This window comes from Xylophilus sp. Leaf220 (assembly GCF_001421705.1).
GTDB lineage: Bacteria > Pseudomonadota > Gammaproteobacteria > Burkholderiales > Burkholderiaceae_C > Xylophilus.
On the sequence record NZ_LMKO01000012.1, the window covers coordinates 458,788 to 475,408 of the forward strand.

The following is a 16,621-nucleotide window of genomic DNA, read 5'->3' on the forward strand; positions in this document are numbered from 1 at the left end:
GGCGGGGCCGGTGGGGTTGGCGGTTGCGGGGCGGGAAGGCGGGGCGCCAGTATCGGACGGATGGGCGACGGCTGCAGCGCGCGGGCGGCACGCCGGTCGGCCGCACCCACGAAAACCCGGATGCTGCACTGCGGCGGCCGTCACCATAATGGCCCGGCGCCCTATAACAAACAGGAGACTCCGCATGTCCTTCGTACCGCACGCCGCCCGCGCTGTGCTGTCTGCCGCCGCCCTCGCCCTGCTGGCCACCGCGGCGCAGGCCCAGACCACCACGCTCAAGATCGGCTACGCCACGACCAAGGAATCGCACTACGGCGTCGGCTCCACCGTCTTCTGCGACGAGGTCGAGAAAGGCACCCAGGGCCGCTACAAGTGCCAGCACTTTCCCAACTCGGCGCTCGGCGGCGAACGCGAGCAGATCGAGGCGATCCAGTTCGGCACGCAGGACCTGCTCAACACCTCCACCGGCCCGGTCGGCAACTTCGTGCCGGAGATGAAGATCGTCGACCTGCCCTTCCTGTTCCGCGACTACGACCATGCCCGCAAGGTGATGGACGGACCCATCGGCCAGGACCTGCTGACCAAGTTCCCGGCCAAGGGCATCATCGCGCTGGCCTGGACCGAGAACGGCTTCCGCCAGATGACCAACAGCAAGCGCGACATCGTCAAGCCGAGCGACGCCGCCGGCCTGAAGATGCGCACGATGGAGAACAAGGTGCACATGGACGGCTACCGCACCTTCGGCATCCTGCCGACGCCGATGGCCTTCCCCGAGCTGTTCGGCGCGCTGCAGCAGGGCACGGTCGACGGGCAGGAGAACCCGGTACCGGTGATCCTGTCGTCCAAGTTCGCGCAGGTGCAGAAGCACATGTCGCTGACCAACCACGTCTACTCGCCTGCGCTGCTGCTGCTCTCGCCCAAGGTGTGGAACAAGCTCAACGACGCCGACAAGAAGGTCTTCCTGGAAGCCGCCAAGAAGGGCGCCGCCGCCCAGCGCAAGAAGGTCAACGACGACGAGGAGAACGGCATCGCCCTGCTGGAGAAGGCCGGCATGAAGGTGACTCGCAACGTCGACGCCGCCGCGTTCCGCGAGGCGATCAAGCCGGCCTACGTGAACTACGCCAAGGAGTTCGGCGCCGACAACATCAAGAAGATCCAGGACGTGCAGTAGGGCCCCCGCGGCGCGCACGCGCCCTTCCCCCGCCCCACCGCCCGCACGCCCGTACCGGCGCCGGGCGGTTCGTCTTTCACCTGCAGCCCGAACCCGAGAATCCGACCGTGCAAGCCTTCGAGCGCTATTTCCTGGCAGCCAACCGCTGGGCCCTGATCTTCCTGCTCGCCGCGATGGCGGTCATCATCTTCGTGAACGTGGCGCTGCGCTACCTCACCAGCCAGTCGCTCGAATGGGCCGAAGAAGTGTCGCGCCACATGATGATCTGGCTGACCTTCCTGGGCGCCGGCCCGGTGCTGCGCCACGGCGGGCATATCGCGGTGGAGAACCTGCAGGACGCCCTGCCCCGCGCCGGCGGCATCGCCATGCGGGCGCTGGTGGCCGTGCTGCTGTTCTGCTTCTTCGGCTTCATGGTCTGGTACGGCTGGCTCTACATGCAGCGCACCATGTTCCAGCTGACGGCGGTCACGCAGATCCCGTTCGCTTACGTCTACAGCGCGATGAGCATCGGCGGCGTACTGCTGATCGTGCATTTCCTGCTGGTGGTGCGGGGCTACGTGCTGCGCAGGGAGTTCCAGTCGGACGACCATTTCGACGCCACCGCCAGCGCCTCACTCTAGGCACACCCCCATGCTCCGCACTGCGTGTCTCCGCACACCCCCTTGCAGGGGGCACCACCAGCGGTCCGGCACAGCCGACCCCGCGGTGGTGCTGAAAAAAATCTCCGCAACGTCCCGCCCATGAACGCCAGCGTCATCCTCATCACCTCCGCCTGCATCTTCCTGGCCATCGGCGTGCCGGTGGCCTTCGCGCTCGGCATGGCGACGGCCGCCACGCTGATCTTCGCCGAGAGCTATCCGCTGCTGGTGCTGCTAAAGGAGACCTTCACCGGCATCGACAGCTTTCCGCTGATGGCGGTGCCCTTCTTCATCCTGGCGGCCGAGCTGATGAGCGGCGGCTCGCTGACCGAAGTGCTGCTGAAGTTCGCCGGCCAGTTCGTCGGCCACAAGCGCGGCGGGCTGGGCTACACCAACGTGGTGTCGCTCACCTTCTTCTCGGGCATCTCGGGCTCGGCGCTGGCCGATGCGGCGGGGCCGGGCTCGATGCTGATCAAGATGATGGACCGGGCCGGCTACGACCGCTCCTATGCGGCGGCGCTCACCGCGTCCACCGCGATCGTGGGGCCGATCATCCCGCCCTCGATCATCATGATCATCTACGCGCTGCAGGACGAGAACGTCTCGGTCAGCTCGCTCTTCGTGGCGGGCATCCTGCCGGGCATCCTGATCGCGGTGGCGATGTGCGTGGTCAATTTCCACGTGTCGAAGAAGCGCAACTACAAGGGCGCGGGCACGCTGCCGCCCTTGAACGACATCGTGCGCACCACCTGGAAGGCGCTGCCGGCCATCCTGCTGCCGGTGGTGATCCTGGGCGGCATGCGGGCCGGCTGGTTCACCCCGACCGAGGCGTCGGTGGTGGCGGTCTTCTACGCGCTGCTCTGCGGCAAGTACGTCTACCGCACCCTCACCTGGCGCGCCGTGCCCGACATCCTGGCACGCTCGGCGCTGCTGGCGGCCTCGGTGCTGATCATCATCGGCCTGTCGGCCTCGTTCGCCTGGATCCTGACCATCGAGGGCGTGCCGCAGAGCATGGCCGAATGGCTGGTGGGCATGAACCTGTCGCCGTGGATGTTCCTGGTGATCGTCAACATCTTCCTGCTGCTCTTCGGCATCTTCATCGAGCCGCTGCCGGGGGTGATGGTGCTCGCGCCGATCCTGGCGCCGGTGGCGGTGAAGCTGGGCGTCGACCCGACGCATTTCGCGATGATCGTCATCTTCAACCTCACGCTCGGCATGATCACGCCGCCGGTGGGCGGGCTGCTCTTCGTGACCTGCAACGTGTCGAAGGTGCCGATGTCGGCGCTGGTGCGCGAACTGGTGCCCTTCCTGTGGGCCCACGGCGTGGTGCTGGTGCTGCTGACCTTCGTGCCGGCGATCAGCACCTGGCTGCCGCACCTCTGGGGATTCCTGTAGCGGGCGGCGTGCGGGCGAACACGGCTGGCGGCATACTTCTCCTCATTTCGACCGGGTCGTGGCGTGCGGCGCCCACCCACCAACGGAGAGTCGCCATGAGCGTCAAGTATTCCCCCGAACACCAGTGGGCCGACACCGCGGCACCCGAAGCCGCCCGGGTCGGCATCACCCGGCACGCACAGGACACGCTGGGCGACATCGTCTTCGTCGAGCTGCCCGAAGTGGGCCGCGTGCTGCGACAGGGCGAGGTGGCCGGCGTCGTCGAATCGGTGAAGGCCGCATCCGACGTCTACGCGCCGCTGTCGGGCGAGGTGGTCGCGGTCAACGAGGCGCTGCGCGCCGACCCGTCGCTCGCCAACCGCGACCCCGAGGGCGAGGGCTGGTTCTTCCAGGTGAAGCCTTCGGCGCTGCAGGAATTCGACGCGCTGCTGGACGCGCCCGCCTACAGCCAGCTCACGCAGGACGCCTAGCCGACGCCGATCGCACCCCATGCCCAAAGCATCGCGCCGCAAGCAATTGCTGCCCCCGTTTCCCCTGCTGGCCCGCGCGGTGCCGCCCGGCGGAGCCGCGGTACCGGCACCGCGGCGCGGTCCGCGCCGGGTCGACGTGCTGCAGCAGCGGGTGGCCGAACTGGAAGCGCAGAACAAGATACTGCTCTACAGCAATGCCGCCGCCGAAGGCGCTTCGGAACGGTTCGAGGCCCTCTTCGCCAGCGTACCCCTGGCGCTGATGGTGATCGACGAGCACGACATGGTGATCCAGGGCAACGCCAAGGCCCAGCGCATGTTCCAGCCCGGCGAGCGCGACCGGCCGCTCGTCTCGCTGATGCCCTTCGTCAGCCGCGGGCACGTGTCCAAGGTCACCCACGGCTTCGCCGAAGCGCGCCGCGCCGGCCACAGCGAGGTGTCGGAGGTCGTGTTCTCGATGGGCGAATCCGGCGCGATCACCGGCGACCTGCACATCAGCCGGATCGACACCCGGCACGCCTCGGGCGAGGCGGCGGTGCAGTTCATCTGCGCGGTGGTGGACCAGGGCCCGCTGCTGGCCGAGCGGCGCGCCCTGCAGCAGAGCGCCATGGCCCTGCAGGAGCGCAACGAGCAGCTCTTCCACGGCGAGCGCCGGCTGGAGGCGGTGATCAACTCGGCCCTCGACGCGATCATCTGCGTGGACCAGCACCAGCGCATCACCGTGTTCAACCCGACCGCGTCGGCGCTGTTCCAGTGCACCGCGCTCGACGCGCTCGGCAGCCCGCTCGAGCGTTTTTTGCCCGACTCGGCCCAGGCCCTGGCCTTCGCCCAGATCTCGACCCAGGCGATGCTCGGCGAACGCACCGCCCGCACCGCCGGCGGCCGCGAGCTGTCGGTGGAGATCAGCGTCTCGTTCGAGCGGCACGCCACCGGGGAGAGCACCACCGTCTTCGCCCGCGACCTGACCGGCCGCAAGAAGGCCGAGGCCCACCGCGCGGTGCTGGAGGCGCAGCTGCGCGAGTCGCAGAAGATGCAGGCGATGGGCACGCTCGCCGGCGGCATCGCCCACGACTTCAACAACATCCTGAGCGCGATCCTCGGCAACGTGGAGCTGGCCCGCGACGACCTGGGCGAAGGCGCGCCGGCGATGGAGAGCCTGGAGGAGATCGGCAAGGCGGGGCGCCGCGCCCGGGACCTGGTGCGCCAGATCCTGACCTTCAGCCGCAACGAGCCGACCCAGCGCTCCCCGGTCGACATGGCCGAGGTGGTGCACGAGACCGAGCGGCTGCTGCGCGTCACCCTGCCGCCGGGGGTGGAGCTCTCGCTGCACCTCACCCCCGACGTGCCCAGCGTGATGGGCGACACCACCCAGGTCGGGCAGGCGCTGCTCAACCTCTGCACCAACGCGGTCCAGGCGATCGGCGACGGCCGGGGCGCGGTGCGGGTCGAGTTGGACACCGCCACGCCCAACCAGCGCGAATGCGAAAGGCTGGGCATCGCGCCCGGACGCTACGCCGTCATCTCGGTGTCGGACACCGGCGCCGGCATCGACGCGGCGACGATGGCCCGCATCTTCGAGCCCTTCTTCACCACCAAGGAAGTCGGCAAGGGCACCGGCCTGGGCCTGGCGGTGGTGCACGGCGTGGTGCGCAGCCACCAGGGCGCGAGCGACGTGCGCAGCACGCCGGGCAGCGGCAGCACCTTCACCCTGTACTTCCCGGCGGCCGACGTCGCCGGCGCTGCGCCGAGCGGCGGCGAGCCCGAGCGGCGCCACCATTCCAGCATCGCCGGCACCGGCCGGCACGTGATGTACGTGGACGACGACCGGGCGCTGGTGTTCCTGGTCGAGCGCCTGCTGCGCCGCCGCGGGTTCCGGGTGACCGGCTTCACCGATCCCCGCGAGGCCGAGCGCGCGTTGCGCAACGATCCGCGCAGCTACGACCTGCTGGTGACCGACTACAACATGCCCGGCTACAGCGGCGTCGACCTGGTGCGCGAGGCCCGCCTGATCCGCCCGGACCTGCCGGTGGCCCTGGCATCGGGCTACGTCACCGCCGAGATCGAGGCCGCGGCCCGCGCCGAGGGCGCCCGCGCCCTGATCCACAAGCCCAACGACGTCGAAGAGCTGTGCGAGACGGTGCAGCGCCTGGTCATGGGCGACGATGGCGGTTGACGCGGCCGCGCGCCCGGTCGCCCCGCAGGGCGCGGGGGGCCGCCACGCCGACCTGCTGCTGCACCACGCCGACCCGCACCTGCTGGTCGTGGAAAAACCCGCCGGCCTGCTGGCCGTGCCCGGACGCGGCGAGGACAAGCAGGACTGCCTGAGCGCTCGCGTGCAGGCGATCCACCCCGATGCGCTGGTCGTCCACCGGCTCGACATGGCCACCTCGGGCCTGGTGGTCTTCGCCCGCTCTCCGGCCGTGCAGCGCCTGCTGGGCGACGCCTTCGCCGAACGTGCGGTGCACAAGGAGTACGAGGCGGTGGCGAGCGGCCTGCCCGCGGGCGGCGGCGCCGATGCCGACGGCTGGCACACGATCGACCTGCCCCTGGGCGCCGACTGGTACCGCCGGCCGATGCAGAGGGTCGATGCGGACGCCGGTAAACCGAGCCTCACCCGCTGGCGCACCCTGTCCCGCGATCCGGCCGCCGGCACCACCCGGGTCCGGTTGTCGCCGGTCACCGGTCGCACCCACCAACTGCGGGTGCACCTGCAGGCGATCGGCCATCCGATCCTGGGCGATGCGCTCTATGCACCCGCCGCGGTCCAGGCCGCCGCGCCCCGGCTGCTGCTGCATGCGGCGCTGCTGGCCTTCGTGCATCCGGTCACCGGCGCGGCCCTGCAGGTCCGCAGCGCGGTGCCCTTCTGACGAGAATCGAACGATGACCCATCACCTCTACATCCTCACCGGCGCCTCCCGCGGCATGGGCCGGGCCATGGCCGAGCAGCTGCTCGTGCCCGGCCACCAGTTGCTCTGCATCTCCCGTAGCGCCGACGCTGCCCTGCAGCGGCGGGCCGATGCGGCCGGCGTGTCGCTTCTGCAGTGGCAGCACGACCTGGCCGACGGCGCGCCCCTGGCCGCACGCCTGTCCGATTGGCTGCAGGCGGGCGACCCGCAGGCCTGGGCCAGCGCCAGCCTGGTCAACAACGCCGGCACGATCCCGCCGGTGGTGCCGCTGCGCGACGCGGCGGCCGCCGACACCGCCCATGCCCTGCGCGTCGGGCTGGAGGCGCCGATGCTGCTCACCGCCGCCTTCCTGCACGCCACCCGGGCCTGGACGGTGCCGCGCAAGGTGCTCAACATCTCGTCCGGCCTGGGCCGGCGGCCGATGGCGTCGCAGGCCGGCTACTGCACCGCCAAGGCGGGCATGGACATGTTCACCCGCTGCGCCGCGCTGGACGAAGCGCGGCGGCCCCACGGCGCCAGGCTCTGCGCACTGGCGCCGGGGGTGATCGACACCGACATGCAGCACCACCTGCGCAGCGCCGACGCCGCGGCCTTCCCCGACCGGGCCCGCTTCGAGGGACTGCACACCGGAGCGCAGCTGACCGCGCCGGCCGATGCGGCGGCGCAGGTGCTGGCCTTCCTGGCACGCCCGGATTTCGGGGCGGAGCCGGTGGCCGACGTGCGGGGCTGATACACCCCGCTGCTATTATTTATATAGCGGGAGGCCGGCATGGGGCGCCGGCCGCGGCCATCATTCTTCCGAATCCGCCGGCGTGCCACGCACCACCAGCACCGGGATCCGCACGTCGCCCAGCACCCGCTGGGTGACGCTGCCCAGCACCAGCTTCTCCAGCCCGCGGCGGCCGTGGGAGCCCATCACGACCAGGTCGGCGCCGAGGTTCTCGGCCGTCTCCACGATGCCGCGGTGCACCGCATGGCCCTCGACGACCATCGTCTCCGGCGTCACGCCCAGGGCGGCGGCGGTCTCGGTGGCGGCGCGCAGCGCCGCGTCGGCCTCGCCGCTGGCAGCGGCCAGGTAATGCTCCTGCCCGTAGGCCAGGTCGGTACCGACGCCGGTGAACGGGTACGGATCGATCACGTACACCGCCGACAGCGCGCTGCCGAAGGTCTTGGCCAGCTGCGCGGCCTTCGCCAGGGCTTCCAGCGCGGCGTCGGAGCCGTCGACCGGTACCAGGATGTGGGTGAACATGGCGCTTCTCCTTCTCGTCGTGGAACGGTGCTGTGCACCGGAACCGGCGGCACCGGCCGCCGCTGGAGCGGCCCGGCGCGAGGTGCGCCGGGCCGCATGCTGCTAGCCGCCCGCGACCTGCGGACTGCCCTGGAAACCGCCGGCCCGGCAGGTCACCACCAGCGTGTCGCGGTGGCCCTGCTGACCGGCGGCCTCGCCCAGCGGCTGGATCGGCGTCGTCTCGTGGATCATGCGCGGATCGTCGAGCAGCAGCACCGACCACGGCTCGGCGAGCGTGAAGCGCTGGCCGCCGGGGCCGGCCGCATCGAAGACGCGGGTCTCGCCGCCCTTGACCTGGAACCGGTCGATGAGGAACACCGCCACCAGGTCCACGCCGTCGCGGTGGGCGCCCTCGGGCGTCGGCCGGCCGATGCCGCCGGCGGTGTCGATCCGGAACTGGTGGGCTTCGACGAACCAGGGCTGCGGCCCGCGCAGCGCCGTGGCGAGCCCGGACAGCGCGCGCAGCACGCCCTGCCAGGCCGGGGCGCCGGTGGTCTGCGGCAGCATCGGGGCGAACCAGCGCTCCATGCCGCCGTGCAGCGCGTTGTATTCGACCGGCTGCCAGTGGGCGCGGTGCGGCACCGGCTGCACCGCGTCGCCCTCGACCACGAAGCAGGCGTGGCGGCGGTTCCGGTAGCGGCCGCCGTCGCGCAGGTACTCGTCGGGCGGCAGGTCCGCCCAGTCGGCCCGCAGCGCGTCGAGCGACGCGGCATCGGCGCCGCTCCAACGGCCCACGTCCTGCGGCGTCAGCACGGCGCAGCCGCGCTCCTGCATCTGCGGCACGAGGTGGTCGAGGGGCGTGTACGGCGGGGCGAAGCTGGCACTCATGCGGCCGAGCTTACTACCGCGTGCCGGCCGGTCGCGGTAACCCTGCGGGCCGCAAGTGCGTAGCGTTTGGCGGCGGATGCGGGTTTTCCCGCCCTGCCGCCCATAATGAAGCGCATGACCGCCACACCGCCCTCCGCCGTCTCGCCCGAAGCCATCGCCGCCGAGCCCGTCGCGCCGGCCACCCACCCCGCGGCGACCGCCGCCGTGAAGAGCGACCGGCCGCACCTGGTGATCGTCGGCTGCGGCTTCGGCGGGCTGGAAGCGGCCCGCGCGCTGGCCGACGACGCCATCGACATCACCCTGGTCGACCGCAACAACCACCACCTCTTCCAGCCCCTGCTCTACCAGGTGGCGACCGCCGGCCTGGCCGCGCCGGCCATCGCCGCGCCGATCCGCCACCTGTTCCGCAAGCAGAAGAACGCGACCGTGCTGCTGGGCGAGGTGAACGCGATCGACCCCGCCGCCCGGACGCTCGGCCTCTCCGACGGCGGCACCCTGCACTACGACCACCTGATCGTCGCGGCCGGTGCCACCCACAGCTATTTCGGCAACGACGCCTGGGCGGTGCACGCGCCGGGCCTGAAGACGCTCGACGACGCCTTCGCGATCCGCCGCCGGGTGCTGCTGGCCTTCGAGGCCGCCGAGAAGGAGCCCGATCCGGCGCGCCGCGCCGCCTGGCTCACCTTCGTGATCGTCGGCGGCGGCCCGACCGGGGTGGAGATGGCCGGCACCCTGGCCGAGATCGCCCGCAAGACGCTGCCCGGCGAGTTCCGCAACTTCGACCCGGCCAGTGCCCAGGTGCTGCTGGTCGAGGGCGGCCCGCGGGTGCTGGCCGCCTTCCCCGAGCACCTGGGCGAAAAGGCCCGCACCCAGCTGAAGCGCCTGGGCGTCGATGTGCGCACCGGGGCCCGGGTGACGCAGATCGATGCCCACGGTCTGCAGGTCCAATCGGCCGCAGGCCCGGACGGATCGCCGGCCTCCAGCTACAGAATCGATAGCAGATGCATGATCTGGGCCGCCGGCGTGGCGGCCTCGCCGCTCGGCAAGCTGCTGGCCGGCTCCACCGGCGCGGCGGTGGACCGCGCCGGCCGCGTCACGGTCGAGCCCGACCTGTCCCTGGCCGGGCATCCGGAGATCTCGGTGATCGGCGACCTGGCCGCGGCCTTCAGCCATGCCCCGGGCCAGGCCCCGCGCCCGGTGCCCGGCGTGTCGCCCGGCGCCAAGCAGATGGGCCGAACCGCCGCCGCCAACCTGCGCCGCCGGCTCGCGGCACAGCCGACCGTGCCCTTCCGCTACCGCGACTACGGCAACCTGGCCACCATCGGCCGGCATGCCGCGGTGGTCGACCTGGCGACGCCGCTGGGGCCGGTGCGTTTCTCGGGATTCCTCGCGTGGCTGTTCTGGCTCTTCGCGCACATCTGGTTCCTGATCGGCTTCCGCAACCGCATCGAGGTGCTGTTCGACTGGGCGTCGGCCTACTGGAGCTTCGAGCGGCCGGCCCGGGTGCTGACCGGCGTGCGCCACCCCCGCGCCGACGGCACCGGCGGCGAGGAGTAGGCACGGCGGGCGCGGCGGGCGCGGCGGTTCGTATGATCCGGTCTCCATCCGAAACGAGACGAGGAGACACTCAAATGCGCCTGCTGCCCACCCTCCGTGCCCTGCCCGCCCTGCTGGCGGCGGCCTTCGTACTGGCCGCCGCGCCGCAGGCCCGCGCCGCGTTTCCCGACAAGCCGATCAAGGTGGTGATCGGCTTTCCCGCCGGCGGCCCCCTCGACCAGCATGCGCGGCTGCTGTCGGACCGGCTGCAGGCGGTGCTGGGCCAGCCGGTGGTGGTCGACTACAAGCCCGGCGCCGGCGGCGCGGTGGGTGCCGACGCGGTGGCCCGCAGCCCGGCCGACGGCTACACCCTGGTGCTGGCCAATACCGGCGTCGCCGTGATCAACGGCGCGCTGTATCCCCGGCTGCCCTACAACACCCTGCGCGATTTCGTGCCGATCGCGCGCACCGCGCAGCAGCCGCTGGCGCTGCTGGTCAACAACCGGGTGCCGGCACAGACGCTCCCCGAATTCATCGCCTACGCCAAGGCCCAGCCGGGCAAGGTCAACTACGGATCGGCCGGCAACGGCGGCATCTCGCACCTGGTGCCCGAGATGTTCAAGAGCGCCACCGGCCTGTTCATGGTGCACATCCCGTACCGCGGCAGCGCGCCCGCCTTCACCGACCTGATGGCCGGCCAGGTGCAGTTCATGGCCGAATCGATCCCGCAGGCCGCGTCGTACGCCAAGCAGGGCAAGGTACGGGCCCTGGCCGTCACCAGCCGCGAGCGCAACCCGGCGCTGCCCGACGTGCCCACCGCCATCGAGGCGGGGCTGAAGGGCTTCGAGGTGGTCGGCTTCTACGGTTTCCTGGCACCTGCGGCCACGCCGCCCGACGTGGTCGCCAAGCTGAGCGACGCGTTCCGCCAGGTGCTGTCGCAGCCCGACCTGAAGGCCCGCATGGTCGCCCAGGGCGCCGACCCGGCCTTCCTCGGCAGCGAGGAGTTCCGCCAGTTCCTGGTGGCCGAGACGCCGCGCTGGGAGCAGGCGGTGAAGGCCTCGGGCGCCAAGATGGACTGAGGCGGAACCCTGCCACCCACGACCGACCATGCTTTCCCTGCACGCCGATACGTCCCACGTGATCCAGCTCGCGGTGGGCCCTGCCTTCATGCTGGCCGCCATCGGCGGCACGCTCACCATCCTGACCAACCGGCTGGCCCGGGTCAACGACCGCACCCACAAGCGCCGCGAGGACCGCGAGTCGGCCGACGCCGGCAAGCAGGCGGACATCGACGCCGAATTGAAGACCCTCGACCGGCGCGCCCGGATCATAAACGCGGCGGTGTGCACCGGTGCGGGCTGCGCGGTCATTGTCTGCCTGCTGATCGGCTCGCTCTTCATCGCCAACGAACTCACGATCGCGTTCGACCGGCCGGTGGCCGTGCTGTTCATCGCGGCGATGGTGGCGCTGATCGGCACCTACGTGCTGCTGGTGGCGGAGATCTTCGTAGCGCAGCACAGCATCAACCCCACCTGAAGGCGGGCCGGACGGCGGAGCGGGTGCGCCCTAGGGCCCCGGCGCCAGTTCGTCCACGAAGCGCTGCGCCGCCGCCGGCAACGCGTCGAAGCGCACCGCGTACAGGTCGAGCGCGCGCGCGGCCCAGGCATCGGTCAGCCGCAGCGCGGCGAGCCGCCGGCCGACGCCCATCGCCTTGAAGGCACCCACGGGCATCACGCCGAGGCCCAGGCCGCACTCGACCATCCGGCACATCGCGCTCAGGCTGTCCACCTCGATCCGGCGGCCGGGCGTGCGCTGCGCGGCGCGGGCCTCGCGGTCGAGCGCCTGCTGCACCGTGCTGCTGTCGCGCAGGCCGATCTGCGGCTCGCCCAGCGCATCCGCATAGGCCACCGCCCGGCTGCCCGCCAGCGGATGCCCGCGCGGCACCACCAGCACCAGGCGTTCGGTCCGGTACCGGCGCGATTCGAGTCCGGCCACGCCGTCGCTCGGGCCGCAGATGCCCAGCTCCACCTCACCCTCGCGGACCGCCTGCGCCACCGCACGGCTGGCGCCCTGGCGCACGTCGATCCTGATGTCGGCATGGCGGCGCATGAAGGCGGCGATGTCGGCCGGCAGGTACTGCTCCATCGCCGAAGCGCTCGCGCAGAGCCGCACCTGCCCGCGCACGCCGGCCGCCACGTCGCCCAGGTCGGCCCGCAGCCGCTCCACCTCGCCCAGCAGCGTCTGCACATGGCCCAGCACCAGTTCGCCGACCGGCGTGGGCCGCACGCCGCGGGCGTGCCGCAGCAGCAGCGGCGCGCCGGCCAGCGCCTCCAGCTCGGCGATGCGCTTGCTGATCGCCGACGCCGCCAGCTGGCCCCGCGCGCCGGCACGGGCGATGCTGCCGCTCTCGCATACGAGCGCGAAGAGGTCGAGGGTCGCCAGGTCGAGCTGGCGCAGGAAAGTGCGGGGCGAAGGCAAGGTGGGCATGGTGCGTGCATCGTAGCCGCCACCGGCGAGCCATCGCGGATGGGAACGGCTCGCGCCGATTTGCGCGCTTCTCGGCAGCGCCCGGTCTCCCTAGCATCCGCTCCTTTCCTGCCCACACCTGGACCTGCGCATGCTCGTTTCCCCTCTCGATGCCGCCCGCGTCGCCCGCTCGCTGGTCGTCCTGGGCGCCGTGCGCGTGGCCGATGCCACGCCCTTCTTCTACACCTCGGGCTGGGCCAGCCCGGTGTATGTCGATGCGCGGGTGCTGATGTCGAGCGTCGCCCTGCGCACCGAGGTGATGGACATCGCGGCCCGTACCGTCGCGCCGCACGTCGCGGCGTCGGGCATCAACGCCGTCGTGGGTGCGGAGAGCGCGGGCATCGCCTTCGCGGCGTGGCTGGCGGAGCGGCTGGGGTTGCCGCTGCTCTACCTGCGCAAGCGCCCCATCGGCTGGGGCATCACCGCGCAGCTCGAAGGCCGGCTGCCCGCCGACGCACGGGTGCTGCTGGTGGACGACGTGACCACCGACGGCCGTTCCAAAAGCGGCGCCGCCGCGGCCCTGCGGCAGGCCGGTACCGCGGTGGACGACGCGCTGGTCTTGCTCGACTACGCGCTCTACCCCGCCTCGGCCGCGGCGGCCGACACGGCGGTACTGCGGCTGCATGCGCTCTCGACCTGGCCGGATCTGCATGCGGCTCTGCTGGAGGACGGGCGGCTTGCCGCCGCGCAGAAAGCCGTGCTGGCCGACTTCAGCGCGGCGCCGGTGCGGTGGTCGGTGGCGCACGGAGGTATCGGAGCATGAGCGCGCCGACGACCTACGTGGCCGAGCCGCTCGCCGCGTCCGCCGCGGACGCAGCCGCCGTTCCTCGTGCCGCAGGCCCGGCGGCGCCGTCGGCGCCGGCTCCGCTCGACCTCGCGCCGCATCGCGACCGGGCCGCCGCCCTGCTGCGGGACGTCGCCGACGCCACCCACGACGGCACCGGCATCACCCGCGAGAGCTACGGCGAGGGCGAAGAGCGCGCGCTGGGCATCCTGGAGCGCCACGCCGCGGCACTGGGTTTCACCTGCTCGCGCGACCGGGCGCAGAACCTCTGGATGCGGCTGGCGGACGACACGCGGACCGATCCCGCAGTGGTGATCGGATCGCATGCCGATTCGGTGCCGCGCGGCGGCAACTACGACGGGCTGGCGGGCATCGTGGCCGGCATGCTGGTGCTGGCCGCCCTGCGCGGACGCCACGCCGATGCGCCTCCGGTCCGGGTGCTGGCCCTGCGCGGCGAAGAGAGCGCCTGGTACGGCAAGGCCTACATCGGATCGCTGTCCTTGCTGGGCCGGCTGCCGGCCGATGCGCTGGCCCTGCCCCACCGCAGCGGCCACGGCACGCTGGGCGAGGCGATGGCGCGGTGCGGCGCCGACGTGGCGGCGATCCGGCGCGGCGAGCCGCTGCTGGACGGCCGCGCCGTCGCGGCCTACCTGGAGCTGCACATCGAGCAGGGGCCGGTGATGGTGGCGCGCGGCTGGCCCGCGACGGCCGTCACCGGCATCCGCGGCAACGTGCGCCACAACGCCATCCGCTGCCTGGGCGAGACCGGCCATTCCGGCGCGGTGCCGCGCTGGCTGCGCAAGGACGCGCTGCTGGCGGTGGCCGAGCTGCTGTCCCGGATGGACGAGCACTGGCGGGTGTTGCTGCAGATGGGCATGGACCTGGTGATGACCACCGGCATCTGCAGCACGCCGGCCGCGTCGCAGGCGGTGTCGGTCATTCCGGGCGAGGTGCAGTTCAGCTTCGAGGCACGCAGCCAGGACAGCGGCACGCTCGAACGCTTCTACGCCCTGATGCGCGACGAATGCGCCGCCATCGCCGCCGCGCGGGGCGTCGTATTCGAGTTCGACGCCCGGCTGGTCACCGCGCCCGCCACGATGGACGCCTTCTGGACCGACCGGCTGGCCGGCTCGGCCGCGGCGCAGGGTGGCCCGGCGCTCGAACGTATGGCCAGCGGCGCGGGGCACGACGCGGCGGTGTTCGCCAATGCCGGCATCCCGTCGGCGATGGTGTTCGTGCGCAACGCCCACGGTTCCCACAATCCGTACGAGGCGATGGACCTGGACGACTTCATGCTGGCGGCAGGCGTGCTGGCCGGCGCGTTGCCGGTGCAACCGGCCGGATAAATGCGCGGGTGGCCGCGCGGCCCGGCGCCCATGCTGGTGCCTGCGGCGCACCACTTCGCAGCACCAAATCCCAATCGAGGGCACAAAGCTTGCATACAAGCAGGCATGCGAAATGCTTGTGTACAGGCATGGCCGCTTCTTCCGCCGACATCAGCACCCGCATCATCGAAGCCGTGATGGCGCAGAAGCTCGCGCCCGGCACCCGCCTCGGCGAGCAGCAGCTGGCGATCCTGTTCAACTGCAGCCGCACCATCGTGCGCGAGGCCCTGACCCGGCTCGCCACCCGCGGCATCGTGACCGTCACCGCGCGGCGCGGCTGGTTCGTGGTCGAGCCTTCGGAGGCCGAGGCGCGCGAGGCCTTCGCGGCGCGCCGGGTGATCGAGCTGGGGCTGATCCGCCAGATGCCGCCGCTGGGAAAGCACGCCTTGAAGCAGCTCAAGCTGCACCTGCAGCGCGAGAAGGCCGCGGTCCGCGGCAGCGACGTCGGCGCCCGCAGCTTCCTGCTCGGCGACTTCCATGTCTGCCTGGCCGAGTGCCTGGGCAACCACCTGCTGGCCGACACGCTGCGCGACTTCACCGCGCGCACCACCCTGATCGCGATGCTCTACCAGTCTTCGCACGACGCCGCGCAGTCCTGCGAGGACCATGTCCGCATCGTCGCCGCGCTGGAGGCAGGCGACACCGCCTTGGCCGAGCGTCTGATGTCCGACCACATCGGCACGGTGCAGGACGCCCTGCGGCTGCAGCCGGCGGCCGAGGTCGACGCGCTGAGCCAGCTGCGCGACGCGCTCGCCCCGATGGCCGACAGCGCCCGCGGCGCGCCCCGATCCGCCGCGGCGCCGGCGGCGACCGGCCCCCACGAATCCCCCGACTCTTCCACCTACCTAGGAGCCTTGCTATGACCCCCATTTCCCGTCGCCTCGCCATGGGCCTGCTCGCCCTCGCCTCGCTGGCCGCCACCGGCGCACAGGCCCAGGAGGCCCTCGACACGATCATGAAGTCGAAGTCGATCAAGATCGCCATCCCGACCGACTACCCGCCCTACGGCTTCGTCGGCACCGACCTGCAGCCGCAGGGCCTCGACGTGGACATGGCCAAGCTGATCGCCGCCAAGCTGGGCGCGAAGGTCGAACTGGTGCCGGTCACCAGCGCCAACCGGGTGCCGTACCTGCAGACGCGCAAGGCCGACCTGGTGATCTCGACGCTGGGCAAGAACGCCGAGCGCGAGAAGGTGATCGACTTCACCTCCGCCTACTCGCCGTTCTTCCAGGCCGTGTTCGCACCGAAGACCCTGCAGATCAAGAGCTTCGCCGACCTGGCCGGCAAGTCGGTCGCGGTGACCCGCGGCGCGATGGAAGACCAGGAGCTGGCCAAGGTGATCCCCGCCACCGGCGTGGACGTCAAGCGCTTCGAGGACAACAACGCCACCATCGCCGCCTTCGTCGCCGGCCAGACCCAGGTGGTCGCCACCAGCGCCTCGGTCGCCGGCAACATGATGGCCAAGAATCCGCAGGTCAACGCCGAGTACAAGCTCCTGCTGAAAGACAGCCCCAACTTCATCGGCGTGGCCAAGGGCGAGGACAAGCTGCGCCTGAAGGTCAACGAGATCATCGCCGAGGCCAAGGCGAGCGGCGACATCGACAAGATGGCCAACAAATGGCTCGGCCGCCCGGCCGGCGACCTGCCGCAGTAAGCAGCTCCGCGGCTGATCATTTCACCCATACGACGGACGGCCC

The 16,621-nt window shown here is 71.5% G+C and carries 17 protein-coding genes; 14 read left to right on the forward strand and 3 right to left on the reverse strand.

All coding sequences use genetic code 11. The features are described from left to right. Positions 1-184 precede the first annotated feature (184 nt). The 7 genes from ASE76_RS10810 to ASE76_RS10840 all read left to right on the forward strand — a co-directional run bounded on the left by ASE76_RS10810 (position 185) and on the right by ASE76_RS10840 (position 7,307). Entirely contained in the window at positions 185-1,171 is a 987-nt protein-coding gene (locus ASE76_RS10810; protein ID WP_055838898.1) for a TRAP transporter substrate-binding protein, read from the forward strand. Between the two features lie 107 nt (positions 1,172-1,278). Continuing rightward, on the forward strand, positions 1,279-1,791 hold the full coding sequence (locus tag ASE76_RS10815; RefSeq protein ID WP_055838901.1) for a TRAP transporter small permease: 513 nt from the start codon (positions 1,279-1,281) through the stop codon (positions 1,789-1,791). Positions 1,792-1,911: 120 nt separating this feature from the next. After that, positions 1,912-3,204, forward strand: a complete 1,293-nt coding sequence (locus ASE76_RS10820) for a TRAP transporter large permease (RefSeq protein ID WP_055838904.1) — start codon at positions 1,912-1,914, stop codon at positions 3,202-3,204. Between the two features lie 95 nt (positions 3,205-3,299). Further along, positions 3,300-3,674 carry a glycine cleavage system protein GcvH gene (gene gcvH, locus ASE76_RS10825; protein WP_055838905.1) on the forward strand — a complete coding sequence of 125 codons (375 nt, stop codon included), beginning with the start codon at positions 3,300-3,302 and terminating at the stop codon, positions 3,672-3,674. Positions 3,675-3,693: 19 nt separating this feature from the next. Then, entirely contained in the window at positions 3,694-5,844 is a 2,151-nt protein-coding gene (locus ASE76_RS10830) for an ATP-binding protein (protein ID WP_082448314.1), read from the forward strand. Then, the gene (locus ASE76_RS10835; protein WP_082448316.1) at positions 5,834-6,538 is read left to right on the forward strand and encodes an RluA family pseudouridine synthase; all 705 of its coding nucleotides are present in this window, start codon (positions 5,834-5,836) and stop codon (positions 6,536-6,538) included. The genes ASE76_RS10830 and ASE76_RS10835 overlap by 11 nt, the downstream gene beginning before the upstream one ends. A gap of 13 nt (positions 6,539-6,551) precedes the next feature. Then, positions 6,552-7,307, forward strand: coding sequence for an SDR family NAD(P)-dependent oxidoreductase (locus tag ASE76_RS10840; RefSeq protein WP_055838908.1), 756 nt, complete (start codon positions 6,552-6,554; stop codon positions 7,305-7,307). Between the two features lie 60 nt (positions 7,308-7,367). On the opposite strand, the gene ASE76_RS10845 is transcribed toward ASE76_RS10840, so the two are convergent. Both ASE76_RS10845 and ASE76_RS10850 read right to left on the reverse strand, forming a co-directional pair. Next, complete coding sequence (locus ASE76_RS10845; protein ID WP_055838911.1) at positions 7,368-7,826, reverse strand: universal stress protein; 459 nt, start codon at positions 7,824-7,826, stop codon at positions 7,368-7,370. Between the two features lie 102 nt (positions 7,827-7,928). Beyond that, a complete protein-coding gene (locus tag ASE76_RS10850; protein WP_055838914.1) occupies positions 7,929-8,693 on the reverse strand; it encodes a 2OG-Fe dioxygenase family protein in 765 nt (254 codons plus the stop codon). Positions 8,694-8,807: 114 nt separating this feature from the next. Between ASE76_RS10850 and ASE76_RS10855 the strand changes: the two genes are divergently transcribed. The 3 genes from ASE76_RS10855 to ASE76_RS10865 all read left to right on the forward strand — a co-directional run bounded on the left by ASE76_RS10855 (position 8,808) and on the right by ASE76_RS10865 (position 11,765). Continuing rightward, positions 8,808-10,250 (forward strand): NAD(P)/FAD-dependent oxidoreductase, encoded by a 1,443-nt coding sequence (locus ASE76_RS10855; protein ID WP_082448369.1) that lies wholly within the window; start codon positions 8,808-8,810, stop codon positions 10,248-10,250. Positions 10,251-10,324: 74 nt separating this feature from the next. Then, entirely contained in the window at positions 10,325-11,308 is a 984-nt protein-coding gene (locus ASE76_RS10860) for a tripartite tricarboxylate transporter substrate binding protein (protein WP_055838918.1), read from the forward strand. Between the two features lie 28 nt (positions 11,309-11,336). Then, the gene (locus ASE76_RS10865) at positions 11,337-11,765 is read left to right on the forward strand and encodes a DUF2721 domain-containing protein (RefSeq protein ID WP_055838920.1); all 429 of its coding nucleotides are present in this window, start codon (positions 11,337-11,339) and stop codon (positions 11,763-11,765) included. Positions 11,766-11,795: 30 nt separating this feature from the next. Here ASE76_RS10865 and ASE76_RS10870 read toward each other — a convergent pair whose 3' ends face one another. Further along, the gene (locus tag ASE76_RS10870) at positions 11,796-12,716 is read right to left on the reverse strand and encodes a LysR substrate-binding domain-containing protein (RefSeq protein ID WP_055838924.1); all 921 of its coding nucleotides are present in this window, start codon (positions 12,714-12,716) and stop codon (positions 11,796-11,798) included. 130 nt (positions 12,717-12,846) lie between these two features. On the opposite strand from ASE76_RS10870, the gene ASE76_RS10875 reads away from it, so the two are divergent. From ASE76_RS10875 to ASE76_RS10890, 4 genes are all read left to right on the forward strand, one after another. Next, positions 12,847-13,518, forward strand: a complete 672-nt coding sequence (locus ASE76_RS10875) for an orotate phosphoribosyltransferase (protein ID WP_055838926.1) — start codon at positions 12,847-12,849, stop codon at positions 13,516-13,518. Next, positions 13,515-14,885 carry a hydantoinase/carbamoylase family amidase gene (locus ASE76_RS10880; RefSeq protein ID WP_082448318.1) on the forward strand — a complete coding sequence of 457 codons (1,371 nt, stop codon included), beginning with the start codon at positions 13,515-13,517 and terminating at the stop codon, positions 14,883-14,885. The genes ASE76_RS10875 and ASE76_RS10880 overlap by 4 nt, the downstream gene beginning before the upstream one ends. A gap of 128 nt (positions 14,886-15,013) precedes the next feature. Then, positions 15,014-15,787 carry a GntR family transcriptional regulator gene (locus tag ASE76_RS10885; RefSeq protein ID WP_055838929.1) on the forward strand — a complete coding sequence of 258 codons (774 nt, stop codon included), beginning with the start codon at positions 15,014-15,016 and terminating at the stop codon, positions 15,785-15,787. Then, on the forward strand, positions 15,784-16,578 hold the full coding sequence (locus tag ASE76_RS10890) for a transporter substrate-binding domain-containing protein (RefSeq protein WP_055838934.1): 795 nt from the start codon (positions 15,784-15,786) through the stop codon (positions 16,576-16,578). The genes ASE76_RS10885 and ASE76_RS10890 overlap by 4 nt, the downstream gene beginning before the upstream one ends. Positions 16,579-16,621 lie beyond the last annotated feature (43 nt).